Source organism: Pseudomonas sp. EA_35y_Pfl2_R5 (genome assembly GCF_963970805.1).
GTDB lineage: Bacteria > Pseudomonadota > Gammaproteobacteria > Pseudomonadales > Pseudomonadaceae > Aquipseudomonas.
Window position 1 is genome coordinate 377,693 of sequence record NZ_CAXAOW010000002.1, and the last position, 16,826, is coordinate 394,518.

Genomic DNA, 16,826 nt, shown 5'->3' on the forward strand with positions numbered 1-16,826 from the left:
GGCGTAGCGCCTTGCAGGACTCTAGCTCGCAAGCTCGTAAACAGGTTTTATAAGGTCTAGGCCCAGCGCGCGCGCAAACGCTCCTGCAACCAGCCGCCGCAAAAATTCAGCAGCAAGCCGAGCATCACCAGCAGCACTCCGACTAACTGCAAACTGCTCAGGCGCTCATCGAGTAGCAATGCGGCAGAGGTCAGCCCGACCACCGGCACCAGCAGCGAGAACGGCGCCACCTGGCTGGCCGGATAACGCGACAGCAAGCGGCTCCAAAGGCCATAACCGAGAATGGTCGCGCCGAACGCCAGGTAGACCAGCACCAGCAGCGTATCCAGGCTAAAGCCGCGCAGCGCTGACTCGATCACCTCGGGGCCTTCCAACATCCAGGACAGCGCAAAAAACGGCAGCGGCGGCACCAGGCTGCCCCACACCACCAGCCCCACCAGATTCACCTTGCCCAACTTGCGCGTGACGATATTGCCCAGCGCCCACATGGCCGCCGCGCAGAGTGTCAGCAGAAAACCGGCCAGCGTCATCAGGCCGCTACCCTGCGAGCCGATCAGCAGCAAACCGCCGCTAGCCACCAACAATCCAAACAGATTGGCCAGGCGAAAGCGCTCACCCAACAACAGCACAGCAAACAGCAGGGTAAATAGCGCCTGCGACTGCAGCACCAGCGACGCAAGGCCGGCCGGCATGCCGACGGACATCGCAGAGAAGAGAAAGGCAAACTGCCCCAGCGAGATGGTCAAGCCATAGGCCAGCAGCCAACGCAGGGGAATCTGCGGGCGCTTGATAAACAGCACGGCCGGAAAGGCCGCCAGAAGAAAACGCAACGCGCCCAGCAGCATCGGCGGCATTTCGTGCAGGCCGATCTTGATCACCACAAAATTCATGCCCCAGACGATGATCACCACCAGGGCCAGCAGTAAATCCTTGGGTTGCATGGGCGCTCCGGATTCATCAATCAGTGCTTATTAAAGCTGCCAGCAGCGCCATAGCGCCCATACAGAAACCCGGCAAATAAGCCGTACAGCACATCACTGATCCGCAGATTGCAGCGCCACAGGTGCCGCCAGCGCCTCGAAGGGCTAGAATCGCAACCCTTAGAATTTGTTTTCGGATCTTGCGCAGCTCGAGCATCGCGTTTTTAGCGCGGTATCACCGAGGCGTAGCAGGCCCGAAATCCACCTATCAACCCGCAACGACGAGATACCCCATGGGCGCCCAGTGGAAAGCCAAACCTAAAGAAGCCGCGGCCAACGCCAGAGGCAAGATCTTCGGCCGCTTGGTCAAGGAAATCATGATCGCCGCCCGTAACGGCGCGGACCCCGACCTGAACCCCAAGCTGCGCCTGGCGATCCATCAGGCGAAAAAAGCCTCGATGCCCAAGGAAACCCTTGACCGGGCAATCAAGAAAGGCGCCGGCCTGCTGGGCGACACCGTAACCTTCCACTCCGCCACCTATGAGGGTTTCGCCCCACATCAGGTGCCAGTGATCATCGAGTGCCTGACCGACAACATCAACCGCACCGTGGCCGAAGTCCGCGTGCTGTTCCGCAAGGGCCAGATGGGCGCTTCCGGCTCGGTGACTTGGGATTTCGACCATGTGGGCATGATTGAGGCCAACACTGAGAGCGATGCCGACCCGGAGATGGCCGCCATCGAAGCTGGCGCTCAGGATTTCGAGCCAGCCGAAGACGGCAACACCCTGTTTATCACCGAACCAACCGACCTCGATGCCGTGTGCCGCGCGCTGCCGGAGCAGGGTTTCAACGTCAACTCGGCGAAAATCGGCTATATCCCGAAAAACCCGGTGAGCAGCCTGACCGCTGAACAACTGGAAGAGGTCGAAGCCTTCCTCGAAGCGCTCGACGCACACGATGACGTGCAGAACGTCTATGTTGGGCTTTCTGGTTAAACCAAGACTGATCAGATCCGCCGCGCAGGAAGCGTGGCGGGTCTACGAACGGCGCCCTTCAGTGTGCGCAGTTCGTCGTACTGGCAGATTGACCACTCCGCGCATCGCACAAAGCGCGTAGAATACGCGCCCGCCGCGCCACCAGCGCCCGGCGTGTACACAAGGACGTTGTCACACAGGAGTTTTACCGTGCACAAGTTTCTGATTCTGGCCGCCTGCCTGCTGCTTGGCGCCTGCGCCAGCAACCCGAAGACGACCTACCAGCAAGAAGTCATGGCGAGCAAAACGCCAATGGCCAAGAGCGCCTTGGAAGCCATCCATAACACCCAGGCTATCCCCCTGCCGCTCAACCCTGGTCTGCTGGCCCCGCAATGGCCGATCAGCGCTGATGAACCGCGCCTGGATTTCGGCAGTTCGATTTCCAACTACCGGATCTTTTCCCTGCAGCTGAAAAAGGGCGAGCGTTACACCCTCAATGTGCATTCACTGTGCAATAAGCCGTGCATGGGTGTCAGCAAATATGCCCTAAAGCCGCGTGCCATGCTGCTGGATGCCTATGGCGCGGTGATTGCCGACAAGCCCTCGCACGCCGAAGTCGTGGTCGGGCAGATCAGCCTGAGCTGGGATGGTGAAGCCGCCGAAGACGGCACCTACTACCTACTGGTAGCCGCCGATAACGACGACATCGGTGAAACCATCGTGATCGACGATGTCTGGGTCAACAACTCGCCGCTGATGGCAGTCAAGGTTGATATGCACAGCTCGCCGTTCGGCAAGATCAGCGCATTTTCCAGCACCCGGTAAACCAATACCAATACCCGCTTCCCCGTTACCCCAGACAGCACCTGAGTGCTGCCTGGGGTGACCTATTGCTGTGCAACACCTGATCAAGGATGAGTCATGAAAACTCTGCATTACCTTGTAGCCGCACTGTTCAGCCTGAGCCTGACTGGCTGTGTATCCTTTACTCCAGCAGGTCCAATTGGCGACCCTGAACAGCCCGCCAGCTTCACCCAGCCCCGCGCGGTCATGGTCGATGACGTGCAGATCTCCGACAGCAAGGTCAACGACAACCTGCGCAAGACCTTGAGCACTCAGTTCACCGAACAGCTGAGTAACCGCATCGAACGTGGGGAGTACTTCGCGAAAGTCATCAGCTTCCCGGCCACCCTCGGCGAGCAGGATGTAACGCTCAAGCTCAACCTCACTTCGCTCAAAGGTAAGCGCACACCTCACCCGGCTTATGTCCCCGGCGCCCTGCTGACACTGACTATGTGGATCTGGGTCAATGGCCCCATCTATGTCGACAAATATGACCTGGCCGGCGAGCTGTCGATTACCGACGCCCAGGGCAAACTGCTCGCCAGCAGTCGCCAACAGGTCAAGCTCGACCAGAACACCGGCCTCTGGGACAACGACTATTTCAACATGTCGCTTGGCTCAGACCAGCTCAACCAACTGATTGAACAGCTGTTGCAGGACAGCACCCGTCAACTCGCTCGCCCCTAACAAGGATGTTACGCATGAAAGCTGTTTTTACCGCCCTACTCGCCGCCGCCCTGCTGTCGCTGACGGGCTGCCTGTCCTACTCGCACCACGACCTGGCCCAGGTTGAACAGTGGCCACTGACGGCCACCGGGCAGCAGACACAGTCGGCCTATCTCAAGGTTGATAGCCAATACCTGTTCAACGACCAGACTCGCGCTGGCGGTTTCAACCAGGCCAACCTGGAGGCACTGATCGTCAAGCAGTATCAGGACAGCAAGCGTTTCAGCAACGTCACCACGGCCAAGCAGAACTCCGACCTGTATATCAGCGTGCGCGTCAGCAACCATGAGCGCGGCAGCCTGGCCAGTGCCTTTATCACCGGTTTCACCCTGTTTGTCATACCGGGCAAGTTCAGCAATGAACTGACTATGGAAACCACCTTCAAGGACGGTGACGGCAAGGTGCTGGGGCGCATCGAGAAACGCGAAACCATCACCACCTGGATGCAACTGCTGCTGATCGTGGCGGTGCCCTTCAACGAGTCGATTGACCCGATCCTCAACCAGCTGACCCAGAGCAGCCTGGAAGAAGCCGCACGACAGAAGTTGATCTAGTCACACCGTATCGGGCACCACGGCTGCAACGGTCGTGGTGCCCAACAGTCCATCCGCGCACTTATTGATCCATCGCAAGATGCTCCGCCCATAGCCCCTTAGCCTACGCCGATGACTTCCACTGCCATCGACGAGGTTTCCATGAGCATCACCTCTGCCAGCATCTGCGCGGCTGCCGACCAACTGCAAGGTTTTGTCGGCTTCAATGCCAAGATCGGTCGCTATATCGTGCGTTTCTCCGAAGACTCCTTCGGCCTCGACGTGCTCGAACAGAGCATCACCCCCACCTGCGAATTCGTCTGGCGCGCTTTTGAGGGCGAACTGATGAACCTCGACCGCGCGCGCCTGCAATTGCTGCTGGAACAGAATATCGATGATCGCCTGAACATCAGCGAACCGCTGCGGGTCTATGTGCGCCGCACCGATATGCCGGAGATCAGCGCCGAACGCCGTCGCCTTAACGCCTAAGTGGTTAGCGGGTTTACGCGCCCATGGCCGAATCGACCCCAGCTTGTTCACTTACGCCCTCACAGCCGTCGCGCGCAGCAGACTAAGCTCGATTGGCCGAGTTCATTCGCCCGGGAGCCTGCCGATGTTCGATGTGCTGATCAAGAACGCGCTGTTTTTCGATGGCAGTGGCGCGCCCGGCGTCGTGCGCCACCTGGGCATCCGCGACGGCAAGCTGGCCTGCATCAGCGCCAGTACCCTGGATGAACGCGGCTGTGGTCAGGTGATCAATGCGCAAAACCGCTGGGTAACGCCCGGTTTTATCGACATGCACACCCATTACGACGCCGAGCTGGTGGCCGCGCCTGCGCTCAAGGAATCGGTACGCCATGGCGTGACCACGGTGATGATCGGCAGCTGCTCGATCAGCATGGTGCTATCCAGCCCCGAGGATTGCTCGGATCTGTTTACCCGCGTCGAATCAGTGCCGCGCGAGCATGTGTTGCCGCTGCTGCAGGCGCGCAAGACCTGGAACAGCGCCAGCGAATTCGCCGCCTTTCTCGATCAGCATCCGTTGGGGCCGAATGTCTGCTCGTTCCTCGGCCACTCCGACCTGCGCGTCGCCGTGCTCGGTCTTGAGCGCGCGGTAGACGCCAAGGTACGCCCCAGCGAAAACGAACTGCAGCAGATGGAGCGCTTGCTCGAAGACGCGCTGGACGCCGGCCTACTCGGCCTGTCGAGCATGACCAACCCCTGGGACAAACTGGATGGCGACCGCCAACGCTCGAAATCCCTGCCCTCGGTGTATGCCCCTTGGGCCGAGTACGCGCGGCTGAACAAGATCCTGCGCCGGCGCGGACGCATCCATCAGGGTGCGCCGAACCTAGTGACCAAGCTGAATGTGCTGGCCTTTCTCTGGGACAGCATTGGCGGCTGGTGGCGCAAGCCGCTGAAGACCACCCTGATCACCCTGATGGACGTCAAAGCCGACCCTTGGCTGGCGCCGATTCTCGGCCCCGTGACCCGCTGGATTAATCGCCTGACCCGCGCCGACTTCCGCTGGCAAACCCTGCCAGTGCCGTTCGAAACCTATGCCGATGGTATGGAGTTCGTGGTCTTCGAAGAATTTCCCGCTGGCCAGGCCGCGCTGCACCTGGCCAACCACGATATGCGCAGCCAGCTATTTCAGGACCCAGCCTACCGCCTGCGCTTTCGCCAGGACGTGGAGAAGAAATTCGGCCCGCGGGTCTGGCACCGCGATTTTGACGACGCCTGGATTGTCGACTGCCCGGACGCCAGCGTGGTCGGCAAAAGCGTCGGCGAACTGGCCAAGGCCCGCGACGAGCACCCCGCCGATCTATTCCTCGACCTGCTGGTGGCCCACGGCCCGCGCTTGCGCTGGCGCACCCTGATCGCCAACCATCGCCCCGAGGTGGTGGAAAAACTGGTGTGCGAGCCCAGCACCCTGATCGGTTTTGCCGACTCCGGCGCGCATATCCGCAATATGGCCTTCTACAACTTCGGCGTGCGCTTGCTCAAGCTGGTGCGCGACGCCGAGCTGCGCGGCCAGCCGGTGATGCCGATAGAAACCGCGATCTGGCGCCTGACCGGCGAATTGGGCGAATGGTTCGACATCGATGCTGGCAGGCTCTATGAAGGCGCACGTGCCGATCTGGTAATTATCGACCCGACAGCGCTGGATGAGTCCCTGGCCAGCTACCAGGAAGCGCCAATGGACGCCTTCGGCGGCCTGCAGCGCATGGTCAACCGCGGCGCAGCAGTGGAGGCCGTGCTGATCAACGGACGCATCGCCTTTCAGCACGGCGAGTTCACCGGCGATCTTGGGCATGCACGCGGCTACGGACAGTTTCTGCGCAGCAGAACCTAGGCAGGTTTAGGGCATGCGACCTACGGCATAACGGCGGCGCGCCAGGCTGGCATAATGCGCTCCGCACAGCCCGGTCATATAACGCCGGGCCGGTATTGAAAGGACTCTAACCGAAATGCCCCGCACGCTTTCGCAGGTGGCCTGGCGCTGGCTTTGCGGCCTGCTGCTGGTCAGCCTGCTAACCCCACCCCTGCAGGCCGATGGCAGCGGCACGTTGCGCTACCCACGCCGGGCCGATGGCGATGAATTTCGCTCCATCTATGCCCTGGCGCAGCTAAAACTGGCACTGGATAAAGCCGGCAGCCCGCTGCGGCTGGAGCCTTCGCAATACAGCATGGAGCAGGAGCGCGCGCTGGTTAATCTGGAGCACAACGACCGCCTCGACGTGGCCTGGAGCATGACCAGCCATGAGCGCGAGCAGCGCCTGCTGCCGGTGCGTATTCCGCTGGACAAGGGCCTGTTCGGCTGGCGCATCGCCCTGCTGCCCAAAGACCGCGCCCAGCTGCTTAAAGATGTGCGCAACCTTGAGCAGCTACGCCAGTTCTCTGCCGGCCAGGGCCATGACTGGCCGGACAGCGAAATCCTCCGTGGCCATGACTTGCCGGTCAGGGTTTCATCCAGTTACGGCAGCCTGTTCCGCATGCTGCAGGCGCAGCGCTTCGACTACTTTCCGCGCTCGGTAATCGAGATCTGGGATGAGCTGGAGCACCCACGCGCAAAACATCTGGTCGTCGATCCGCATGTGCTGCTGCACTACCCCACGGCGATGTATTTCTTCTTCTCGCGCAAACGTCCGGAGCTGGCCGAAACCGTGCGCATAGGCATGGAGAAAGCGATTGCCGATGGCTCCTTCGAGCGGCTGTTCCAGCAGCACTTTGCCGCCAGCCTGCAACGTGCGCGACTCGACCAGCGTCAGCTGATCGAACTGCATAACCCACTGCTACCCAGCGCCACGCCTTTACAGCGGCGCGAGCTGTGGTTCACGGCACCACCGGTACGCTAGGCGCAGGCTGCGCTAGGGTGGTTTGCACCACATTGCGGGTGTGCGCACCGAAGCGTTTGAACAGCTCGATCAGCAACTGCTCCAGCAGCGGATCGGCTTGCGCCTGAGCCAACTGATTCCCGCCACTGAAACCCGGAGCCGCCGCCGGTTTGCGCGCCAGCCACTGACCAATCAACTCGTCAAAGGCATCGGCACTGGCATAGGACTCAGCAGCCACCACCTGCTGCGCGTAGTCCACCGAATAGGCTGGATAGCTGTCCTGTGGGTTCTGCGTATAGGCCTGCAACAGGGGCGAGGCCGCCTGCTCGTCCATTAGTTGCTGCATACGCTCCAGCTGATATTCCTCGATCGCCGTATGCCGATCCGCCACGCGGGCAATCGCCGCCAAACGATCTTCGGGATAACCAGCTGCACCCTTGAGGGCGATCAGCATCAGCTCAGCCGTGGCAAAGCCCGGCACGGTCTTGGCGTGGTAAGGCTGGGTCAGATCCTGCATGTAGTGCAACGCCCAGCCGAGAAAACGGTAACCCCAGTAATCGTGACCGCTTTCCAGGGCCAACCGAGCCAGGCCGGTGTACTGGTAGATACGCCAATGCGGCAGGGTACGGCGCAGATAAGGCGCGGCCTGCAGGACCAACTCCGGCTCATGGTAATAGCCAATATGAAATGGCGCCTGGGAGGAATACTCGAAGCGTGCATCGCCAAAGGGCTGCGCGCCGAAATTGTAGTGCGCGCCGACTTCGCCCGGGTTGTCGCTGAACAGGTTGATGTCGTGGCCATAGTCCGGCTCATCGGCGGCACTGCTCAGCACTTGCACAGCGCTCACGTCATCACCCGGCTGCAAGGCCAAGTAGCGCCAGTGGCTCCAGGGGCCGATCTTGCGAAACACCAGCACCTGCTCGGCAGCCAAACGCGGCCGTCCGTCATCGGCCTGCCCTGGCAACTGCTGAACGAAACCGGCCAGGCGAATCTGCGGATTGACCCGTAGCGCCTGCAAAAACGCACTGCGCCTATCGGCCGCGGTTGTGCTCGCAGCGCTAAAACGCAAGGCATCCGGACGCGCTGGATACTCCGCGAAATGCACGCGGGCAAAGGCTTCCTGCTGATCCAGCAGCTGCTCAATGGCCGGCGCCTGTGCGTTGAGAAAAGCCTCCAGCGGCTCGTAGCTCAAGGTGCGCTGCAGCTCCGGCACGGCCTGCAACGCCAACTGACTGCCCAGCGAATGATTCGACCAGGCCAGCGCGTTTAACGGCTGGCACACCAGGCAACAGGCAGATAGCAACAGGAGCAATGGCTTCACGGAGACTCCGACAGCAGATGGCAGGGCAAAGGCGCGTAGCCTAACGCCAAAGCAGCCATCTGGCACTGTCGTATCAAGTCAGTCCATTCACCAATCGAGCAGCACGCTGCATGTCCAACCAGGGCGGGTTAAAGCGCAAACACCGCAGCCGCCACCACCAATCCAGTCACCAGCAGCAACGCCAATGCCAGCAAAGGTTTGTTCAGGCCGCTGGGCGCACTGACGGGTGCCGCCGCAGCACGCATCGGATTGGCCTGCGCGGCCGTGCGCAGCGGGTTGGCCTGGCTGCTCGGCGAGCTGGACAGAGGTGCCGGTTTGAGCGGCTTGGGCAGATCCACAGCGCGCATAAACAGCGTGGCATCTTCATCCTCACTCGGCGCCACGGTGCTTTTCGGACCGATCACCAGCAGGCTGACCGAGCCCATCTTCAGCTGGTCGCCAGGCTGCAACACCGCCGTCGCAACCTTCTGCTGGTTGACCAGCAGGCCATTGGCCGACGCCAGGTCCTTGACCTCCAGCACGTCATCCTTGAGGTAGAACTCGCAGTGCCGACGCGACAACTCCTGGTCGCTGAAGCACAGCTCGCACTTCACCGAGCGGCCAAAGGTCATGGAGCCGTTGATGTGGAATTTCTTGCCTTCGTGCTCGCCCTTAGTCACCTGCAGATACCAGCGCGCGGCCTGCTCGGCCTTGGTCTTGCTGCGCGCCGGGTCAACCAGCAGCAGCTCTACCGCGCCCAGGCGCACGCGGTCGTCGGCGCGCAGCTGGAAGCGTGTATTGATCCGTTCGTCATTGACGAAAGAGCCGCTCGGGCTGCCAACGTCGGTCAGGTAGTAGAAGCCATGGTCCTGGCGAATTTCCGCGTGAAACGGAGCGATGCTCGGGTCCACCAGCACCAGGCTGTTGCGGCTGTCCTGGCCGATGGTGAAACGCTCGTCGACCAGCCAGATCGGGGCCTGACGATTATCACTGAAGTGAATTCTGAGCATCTGCGTACTCCGCCAAAACAGTTAGCCAACCATCAGGGACTCGCCACAACTTAGCATCAACAGCTGGCGCAATGAGCGAGGCGCGCATGCTGCCTGCCAATCAGCCAGGTAGCAATACGCCAGCATGACGACTTAATCAAAAATGTTGTTCCACAGCCGCTTGACTGGGTTAACCGGTGCCGGCTGCTTAGTCGCCCCCGGCCGGCGCGCAGGCGTCTGGGCCTGGCGCACGCGCTGTTCGTGGCCATCGAGCAGCTGCAGCAACTGCTCGTTGGCCGGCTCCACTTCCAAGCCCTGCTGCACCAGCGCCAAGGCCAGGGCAAACTCGCGGCGCTTGTAGGCGGCTTCGCTTTGCTCGATATAGCGCTGCGCCACCCGATTGATCCCGGCTAGAGCCAGCAGGTTGTCCGGCTCCCAGGCCAGCACCTGGCGGAAGTAGTGAGTGGCGCTGTCATCTTCCGGCAGCAGCAATTGCTGATCAGCCAGGCGCTGTTCGGCAAGTTGTAAGTACTGATTGATCCGCGCCTGCAGCACCCGCGCCAGGCCATCCAGAGCCGCAGGGTTATCCGCATCCAACGCCAGCACCTGGCGGAACAGGTAATCGGCATTGTCCTGCGGCGGCTCTCGCAGGCTGCCGTTTTGCAGGCGCAACTCGGCGCGCGCCAGGTAGTCGCTGATCTGCTTCTGCTGATACAGGTAATAACCACCACCGGCCGCACCAGCCAGCAGCAACACGCCGGCGAGCAGCCAGACCCACAGCGTACTGCGCGCAGTTTTGCCTCTGATCGGTTTGCCCAGGCTGAGCGCTGGGGCGATGCGCGTGCTGTCCGGGTCATCGCGGGTCAGCTCATCGAGGCTGGCCAGCAGCACCTTGCAGTCGGCAAATCGCTCATCCGGTTCTTTCGCCAGCATACGGTCGAGCAACCACTGGTAGCTCCGCAAATGCGCCGGCAGTTGCGGCACGTCCATCTGCAGGTGGTTCATCACCGTTTGGGTGTAATTGGCGGCGCGGTAGGGATTACTGCCAGTGAGCATCTCCAGCAGGATCACCCCCAGGCTGTAGATATCACTGCGCGCATCCAGGGCCTGGCACTGCGCCTGTTCGGGGCTGCTGTAGGACGGGCTGCCAACGGCGATGCCGAACTGGGTCAGGTCATGGTCCAGCTCGACTTCCTTGGCCACGCCGAAATCGGTGATTACCGCCGTGCCGTCGCTGCGAAAGAGGATGTTGGCCGGTTTGATATCGCGGTGTACCAGGCCCTTGGCATGCACCACGGCCAGGCCGCTGGCCACCTGCTGAACGATACGCAGCGCGCGCGGCAGGTCGAATACCTCGCCCTTGTGCTGCGCCAGATCGCCACCGGGGACGAACTCCATGGTCAAGTAGTGGCGACCATCGGCGAGCTGGTCAATGTCATAGATGGTGATGATCGAGGGGTGATGCAGGGACGCTACGATGTGGCCTTCCTTGAGGAAGCGCTGGCTGAACGCCTGATCATCCGCGCTCAGCAGTACCTTGATCGCCACCTTGCGCTGCAGCGACGCCTGAGTGGCCAGATACACCTCGGCCATGCCGCCTTTACCCAGGCGACCATGCACCTGATAACCGGGGATCTCGAGCAATTGTTCAGTCATGGAAGTCAGTGCACACCGGCGAATTAGGGCTTGCGGGAGGTAAACAGGCGGCTGAGCAAACCGCGCGGTTTGGCTTCGACGCTGGGCGCGGTCGCATCACGGCCGAGCACGATACAGGAGATATTATCCTTGCCGCCCAGCTCGTTAGCCTGCGCCAGCAGCTGCTCCACCAGCTCATCGAGGGTATGGGCGTTGCTACACAGCTGCTGAATCTGCGCGTCTTCAAGCTCGCCGGTCAGGCCGTCACTACAGAGCAGCAACAGCTCATGCTCACCGAGTACGCCCTGCAGCAAACCCACCTGCAGCGGCTGATCGTCGCGGCCCAGGCACTGCAGGATGACATTGCGCTGCGGATGGCTGCGCGCCGCCTCGGCGCTCATCTGCCCGGCATCGATCATCGTCTGCACCCAGCTGTGGTCGTGGGTCAGGCGCTCGATATGCCCGGCGCTGACCCGATAGGCGCGGCTGTCGCCGGCCCAGGCAATGGTGAATGCGGCGCCAGCAAAGCGCACTGCCACCAGGGTTGTGCCCATGCCGCGATGCTCTTCGGCGCGCGCAACTGAAAGAATCTGCCGATTGGCCGCATGCACCGCCTCGACCAATTCCTGGCCATCGGCGCAGGCCGCCTGCAATGTCTGCAAGGCCAGGGCGCTGGCCACTTCGCCGCATCGATGACCGCCCATGCCGTCGGCGATCGCCCACAGATTCAGCTGCGGGCAACACAACAGGGCATCTTCATTGTGCCCACGCACCCGCCCAGGCACGCTTTGGCCGGCGTAAATCAGCGCTTGTTCCATCAACGTCTCGACCTAGGGGTTAACAGTCGTACAGCAGTCAGGCTGCACGCGGCGTAATAAGCCCATGATGCGGCGGCAAACTCAGGCTGTCACCGCCAGCCGCCGATTTTGCCGGTGAACTGTTAACCAGTCGAACCCATATCCGCAAGGGCGTAAACTCGTAGCACCCGCCAGGCGCTTGCTCAGGCGTCAATCAGCCGCGCAACGACTATCTGCAATGCACTACCGCCGACTCCCCGCCTCGCTAAAACCACTTGCCGACAAGTTCTACCGCAACCAACGCTCAGTCATGCGTGCCACTGCGGGCGCCCAGCTATGGGTGGCAGAAGATCGAGAAATCGTCGCTGCGCTGTGTCTGCACAAGGTCGCGCACGGCCATTGGCTAACCAGCCTGCTGGTCGATAGCACGCGGCGCGGACAAGGCGTGGCGCGCCTGTTGATCGCAACCGCGCTGACCGATTGCGCCACGCCAGTCTGGCTGTTCTGCCACCCGCAGTTGAGCGACTTCTACCTGCGTCTGGGTTTTATCCCCTGCGCGGATCTGCCTCAGCCGTTGGCAGAACGGCTGGCACGCTATCAGCGCAGCAAAAGCCTGCAAGCATTCTCCCGTATGCCCTGCGCAAGCCTTGCGGCACAAGGATTGGAACCTTAGTACCAGAAATCTCTGGTGCCATTCAGCAGATAGAGTTCCACACTGGCACTTTGCTGGATTTTACTATTGCCATCGCCAAGGCAAGCTCTGCATGCTTAGCTCATAACAACGACAACAATGGTCTTTCTCTATGCGCATATCGCGGCTGCTCAGGCGCCTGCGTAACGATTTTCAGCTGTCCATCATTACGCTGATGGGCCTGTTTGGCGTGATTGGTATTACCCCCTATGCCGTCTACCGGCTAGCTACCGGTAACTATCTGGTAGGAACCGCCGACGCCGTAATTGTGGTGTCCACTGTGCTTGCGGTGCTCTATGCCTGGCGCACCGGCGACACAATCAAACCCGGCATCTACCTAGCCAGCATCTTCTCTATCGGTTCGACGCTGATCGCCATCAACCTAGGCGTCAACGGCCTGTTCTGGATCTACCCACTGATCCTTTTCAACTTCTATATGGTGTCACCCGCCAAGGCCTTGCTGGCCACCATTCTGGTGCTCGCCACCCTGGTCGGTTACGGTCAGCTCAACCCCGGCGCGGTGTTCGAAAGCGACTACCAAATGGTTTCATTTCTGGTCACTAGCATGATGGCCAGTATCCTCAGCTTCGTCTTTGCCTACCGCACCAGCAGCCAGCGCGAACAGCTGCAACAACTGGCCATCCATGACCCGCTGACCGGCGCCCGCAATCGCCGGGCGATGAATGAAGAGCTGAAAATCGCCGCCTCCACCTTCCGTCGCCATGGCAACAGCTACGGCGTACTGGTGATGGACCTGGATCACTTCAAGCGGATCAACGACAACCACGGCCACCAGGCCGGCGACCAGGTGTTGGTGGATTTTGTTGACCTGGTCAAAAGCTCCTCGCGTAAAGAAGACAGACTGTTCCGCTTCGGCGGCGAGGAATTCCTCCTGCTGCTGCCCAACACCGAACGCGCGGGCCTGGTGGCCGCCGCGCAGCACCTGCAACAGCAAGTGGCGCAGCACCTGCGCGGGCCTGGCGGGGCGGTGACCATGTCGGTCGGCGGGGCCATCCTGCGCCGCGACGAGCATTGGGAAAGCATGCTGCAGCGCGCCGACGAACGCCTGTATCGCGCTAAAAATGCCGGGCGCAACTGCATCATGATCGATGAAGACACCGCCACCGCGCTCCGTTGCCCGTAAACCCAGCGCCGCTACACAACGCCCGTATATCAGGCCAATTTCTGCTCTGCTGACGGGGCACTACACTGAACGCATAACCACAATGACCTACTTCAACACAAGCAGACTATGGGGACTCTGCGACCGGTAGCGAATGGAGGTGCAGCATGAACAGGCATTTTTACATCAGCGACAATCTGGATGATCTCGAATCTCTGGAACACGAACTGGAAGCCAGCGGCATCAGTACCGAGCAAATCCATGTACTGAGCGAAAATGATCGCGAACTCGAACGACATCACCTGCATGAAGTCTCGCCCCTGCTGAAAAAGGACCTGGTCAACTCAGGCAGCAAAGGCGTGCTGATCGGTGCAAGCCTAGCGGCAGTGGTAATCGCACTGGCGCACTTCACCGGATGGAGCAACAGCCCGGCAGGCTGGACACCCTTTGCCTTTCTAGCCCTGGTATTACTCGGCTTTTGCATCTGGGAAGGTGGCTTTCTCGGTATTCAACGCCCCAACAGTTACTTCGAGCGGTTCCAAACCAGCCTACACACGGGCAAACATGTGTTCTTTGTTGACGTCGCCGACAATCAGGAAGCCGTACTGGAACAGGTCGTCAGGCAACACCCGATGCTGCAGACGGCCGGCACAGGCGTCGCAATGCCTTACTGGCTGCTGCTCTGGCAACAGAAATGGCATCAGTTCAAGAAGGGTATCTAGCCTTCGGGTTGAGCGGTCTGAGCTAAATCGTGACACTTAATCTCGGCAGTTGCTGGCGTGCTGTAACAAGCCAGGCTCGGCAGTGTCTATTGGCCACACCTCACACAGAGCACTGCCATGAAAAGACGTTCCCTGCTCAAGGGGATGGCCCTGTTGCCAACCCTACCCCTGCTCGGCCACGCCCCACTCAGCCTGGCACAAGCCATCGCCAGCAGTGTGACGCCGCTGAATAAACCCCACAGCGACTGGCGCGATCTGCTGACGCCCGAAGCCTATGCCGTGCTCTTCGAAGAAGACACAGAAGCCCCCGGCAGCAGCCCGCTTAATCAGGAAAAACGCGACGGCACCTACGTCTGCGCCGCCTGCTATCTGCCACTGTTCGCCAGCCAGGACAAATATGAAAGCGGCACCGGCTGGCCCAGCTTTACCCAGCCGATTGCCGGTCATATGGGCACCAAGCGCGACTTCAAACTATTTTTCCCACGCACCGAGTACCACTGCGCGCGCTGCGGCGGCCATCAGGGTCATGTCTTCGACGACGGCCCGAAACCGCGGGGCGAGCGCTGGTGCAACAATGGCGTGGCCTTGCGTTTCATCCCCCAAGGCGAAGCCTTACCTGAGCTGCGGAGCTGAATATGACTGCGATTACCTCTACCTGGCGCCGCCGTCTGCTGGCCAGCAGCATTCTTGCTCTGGGCGCCCTGCTGGCCGCCTGTGAACCCACCGCCGCGCAGGCGCCACAGCCACAAGCCAGTGCGTCAACGGTGGAAAACCCTGGCGTGGCGATCTTTGCCGGCGGCTGCTTCTGGTGCACCGAATCGGACTTCGACAAAGTACCCGGCGTGATCGAAACCACCTCCGGCTATATCGGTGGGCATGTCGACAATCCCACCTACGAGCAGGTGTCGGCCGGCAGCAGTGGGCATATCGAAGCAGTGCAGGTGCGCTTCGATCCGAGCAAGACCAGTTACGCCCAACTGCTGGAAGCCTTCTGGCCCACCATCGACCCGATCACCGCCAACGCCCAGTTCTGCGACCAGGGCCCGCAGTACCGCAGCGCGATCTTCTATAGCAACGCAGAAGAACAGCAACTGGCCGAAGCATCGAAAGCGGCTCTGGATAAATCCGGACGGCTGCCGGCGCCGGTGGTCACGGAAATCCTCGCCGCCAGCACCTTCTACCCCGCCGAGGACTATCACCAGGACTACTACCAGCGTAACCCGCTGCGCTACAACTACTACCGCAACGGCTGCGGCCGTGATCAACGCCTGGAAAAACTCTGGGGCAAGAAGCAGTAAACCGCACTCATCAGCTGGCCCTCGTGCCAGCTGATGACGCGATATTCAGCCGCTGATACCTAGAGGCGGCAATTGCCGCATCCGCTATGGTTGAGTTCACTCCTTGCCCAAGAGCACACCATGGCCCCGTTGAAACCCCTGTTCAAACTCACCTCGCTGATCGCCCTGGGCGGCTGGCTGATGCTGGTCTGCCTGCCGTTCTGGCCCTATACCGATGAATTGGTGCTGGTCCTCAGCGTGGTTCTGCTGGCTATCGTCTATAGCTGGCTGCTGTTTGTCGCAATGCGCCAGCGCCCCGAACCGGGTAGCGGCAGGCCGGGCTTCTTCAGCCTCGGCGGGGTGCTATCGCTGCTGCGCCAACCCACGGCCGCGCTGGCAGCCTGGGTACATATCCTGGCGTTCGATCTGATGGTCGGGCTGTATATCCGCCATGAAGGCGCCATTGCCGGCATCAGTCACTGGGCACTGCTGCCCTGCTATGTGCTGACCTTGATGTTCGGCCCACTGGGCCTGCTGGCGTTTCTAGGCTTGCGCTGGGGCTTGGTGATCGCGGCCTGAACTAGCGGCTGCGCTCGTAGTATTCAGTGCTCTGCCCAGGGTACTGCTGCACCCTATAGCCATTGGGGTACTCGATCGTTTGCTTGATCGTTCCGCGGTTTTCTATCGACTGATTGCCGTAGCGTTGCTCATGACGCTGCAGGCCATCGGGTAGGCGCTGCCCACCATAGAGGTTATAGCTTTCGATGGTCTGCGAGCTGCCAATACTGCCGCTGGCACCGGGGCTGATATAGGTCTTCGGAATGACCCGCAGCGTCTGCGGCGCTTGCGGCTCGGCATACAGCGGAGTCACCAGCAGCAACCCCACCAGACTGAACACATATCTGCACACCGTCATCACAACCTCTGCGCTATCGGCGCGAAACGAACCTGAAGGTTT

19 protein-coding genes are annotated in these 16,826 nt (G+C 60.8%); 13 read left to right on the forward strand and 6 right to left on the reverse strand.

Annotated elements, in window-relative coordinates; translation table 11 throughout:
• Nucleotides 1-56: 56 nt before the first annotated feature.
• Nucleotides 57-941 carry an EamA family transporter gene (locus tag AACX99_RS05680; protein ID WP_339410146.1) on the reverse strand — a complete coding sequence of 295 codons (885 nt, stop codon included), beginning with the start codon at nt 939-941 and terminating at the stop codon, nt 57-59.
• Between the two features lie 272 nt (nt 942-1,213).
• Between AACX99_RS05680 and AACX99_RS05685 the strand changes: the two genes are divergently transcribed.
• From AACX99_RS05685 to AACX99_RS05715, 7 genes are all read left to right on the forward strand, one after another.
• Complete coding sequence (locus tag AACX99_RS05685; protein WP_339410147.1) at nt 1,214-1,915, forward strand: YebC/PmpR family DNA-binding transcriptional regulator; 702 nt, start codon at nt 1,214-1,216, stop codon at nt 1,913-1,915.
• 189 nt (nt 1,916-2,104) lie between these two features.
• Complete coding sequence (locus AACX99_RS05690; protein ID WP_339410149.1) at nt 2,105-2,719, forward strand: hypothetical protein; 615 nt, start codon at nt 2,105-2,107, stop codon at nt 2,717-2,719.
• Between the two features lie 96 nt (nt 2,720-2,815).
• A complete protein-coding gene (locus AACX99_RS05695; RefSeq protein WP_339410150.1) occupies nt 2,816-3,424 on the forward strand; it encodes a hypothetical protein in 609 nt (202 codons plus the stop codon).
• A 14-nt stretch (nt 3,425-3,438) separates the two neighbouring features.
• A complete protein-coding gene (locus tag AACX99_RS05700) occupies nt 3,439-4,017 on the forward strand; it encodes a hypothetical protein (protein WP_339410152.1) in 579 nt (192 codons plus the stop codon).
• A gap of 141 nt (nt 4,018-4,158) precedes the next feature.
• Nucleotides 4,159-4,485: a DUF2025 family protein gene (locus AACX99_RS05705; protein ID WP_339410153.1), complete on the forward strand. Its 327-nt coding sequence runs from the start codon at nt 4,159-4,161 to the stop codon at nt 4,483-4,485.
• 124 nt (nt 4,486-4,609) lie between these two features.
• The gene (locus AACX99_RS05710; protein ID WP_339410155.1) at nt 4,610-6,352 is read left to right on the forward strand and encodes an N-acyl-D-amino-acid deacylase family protein; all 1,743 of its coding nucleotides are present in this window, start codon (nt 4,610-4,612) and stop codon (nt 6,350-6,352) included.
• A gap of 115 nt (nt 6,353-6,467) precedes the next feature.
• On the forward strand, nt 6,468-7,355 hold the full coding sequence (locus AACX99_RS05715) for a hypothetical protein (RefSeq protein WP_339410156.1): 888 nt from the start codon (nt 6,468-6,470) through the stop codon (nt 7,353-7,355).
• Here AACX99_RS05715 and AACX99_RS05720 read toward each other — a convergent pair.
• From AACX99_RS05720 to AACX99_RS05735, 4 genes are all read right to left on the reverse strand, one after another.
• Entirely contained in the window at nt 7,333-8,655 is a 1,323-nt protein-coding gene (locus AACX99_RS05720) for a phospholipase (protein WP_445261837.1), read from the reverse strand. The genes AACX99_RS05715 and AACX99_RS05720 overlap by 23 nt on opposite strands.
• Nucleotides 8,656-8,783: 128 nt before the next feature.
• A complete protein-coding gene (locus tag AACX99_RS05725; RefSeq protein ID WP_339410157.1) occupies nt 8,784-9,644 on the reverse strand; it encodes an FHA domain-containing protein in 861 nt (286 codons plus the stop codon).
• A 132-nt stretch (nt 9,645-9,776) separates the two neighbouring features.
• The gene (locus tag AACX99_RS05730) at nt 9,777-11,279 is read right to left on the reverse strand and encodes a serine/threonine-protein kinase (protein WP_339410158.1); all 1,503 of its coding nucleotides are present in this window, start codon (nt 11,277-11,279) and stop codon (nt 9,777-9,779) included.
• 23 nt (nt 11,280-11,302) lie between these two features.
• Nucleotides 11,303-12,076 carry a PP2C family protein-serine/threonine phosphatase gene (locus tag AACX99_RS05735; RefSeq protein ID WP_339410159.1) on the reverse strand — a complete coding sequence of 258 codons (774 nt, stop codon included), beginning with the start codon at nt 12,074-12,076 and terminating at the stop codon, nt 11,303-11,305.
• A 217-nt stretch (nt 12,077-12,293) separates the two neighbouring features.
• On the opposite strand from AACX99_RS05735, the gene AACX99_RS05740 reads away from it, so the two are divergent.
• The 6 genes from AACX99_RS05740 (at nt 12,294) to AACX99_RS05765 (ending at nt 16,447) form a co-directional block, all read left to right on the forward strand.
• On the forward strand, nt 12,294-12,728 hold the full coding sequence (locus AACX99_RS05740) for a GNAT family N-acetyltransferase (RefSeq protein ID WP_339410161.1): 435 nt from the start codon (nt 12,294-12,296) through the stop codon (nt 12,726-12,728).
• 130 nt (nt 12,729-12,858) lie between these two features.
• A complete protein-coding gene (locus AACX99_RS05745; protein WP_339410163.1) occupies nt 12,859-13,890 on the forward strand; it encodes a GGDEF domain-containing protein in 1,032 nt (343 codons plus the stop codon).
• Nucleotides 13,891-14,036: 146 nt separating this feature from the next.
• Nucleotides 14,037-14,591 (forward strand): magnesium transporter, encoded by a 555-nt coding sequence (locus tag AACX99_RS05750; RefSeq protein ID WP_339410165.1) that lies wholly within the window; start codon nt 14,037-14,039, stop codon nt 14,589-14,591.
• Nucleotides 14,592-14,708: 117 nt separating this feature from the next.
• Nucleotides 14,709-15,224, forward strand: a complete 516-nt coding sequence (gene msrB, locus AACX99_RS05755) for a peptide-methionine (R)-S-oxide reductase MsrB (protein WP_339410167.1) — start codon at nt 14,709-14,711, stop codon at nt 15,222-15,224.
• 2 nt (nt 15,225-15,226) lie between these two features.
• Nucleotides 15,227-15,889, forward strand: a complete 663-nt coding sequence (gene msrA / locus AACX99_RS05760) for a peptide-methionine (S)-S-oxide reductase MsrA (protein WP_339410169.1) — start codon at nt 15,227-15,229, stop codon at nt 15,887-15,889.
• A 120-nt stretch (nt 15,890-16,009) separates the two neighbouring features.
• On the forward strand, nt 16,010-16,447 hold the full coding sequence (locus AACX99_RS05765) for an abscisic acid-deficient protein Aba4 family protein (RefSeq protein ID WP_339410170.1): 438 nt from the start codon (nt 16,010-16,012) through the stop codon (nt 16,445-16,447).
• A gap of 1 nt (nt 16,448) precedes the next feature.
• On the opposite strand, the gene AACX99_RS05770 is transcribed toward AACX99_RS05765, so the two are convergent.
• Nucleotides 16,449-16,784, reverse strand: coding sequence for a hypothetical protein (locus AACX99_RS05770; RefSeq protein ID WP_339410172.1), 336 nt, complete (start codon nt 16,782-16,784; stop codon nt 16,449-16,451).
• Between the last annotated feature and the right edge of the window lie 42 nt (nt 16,785-16,826).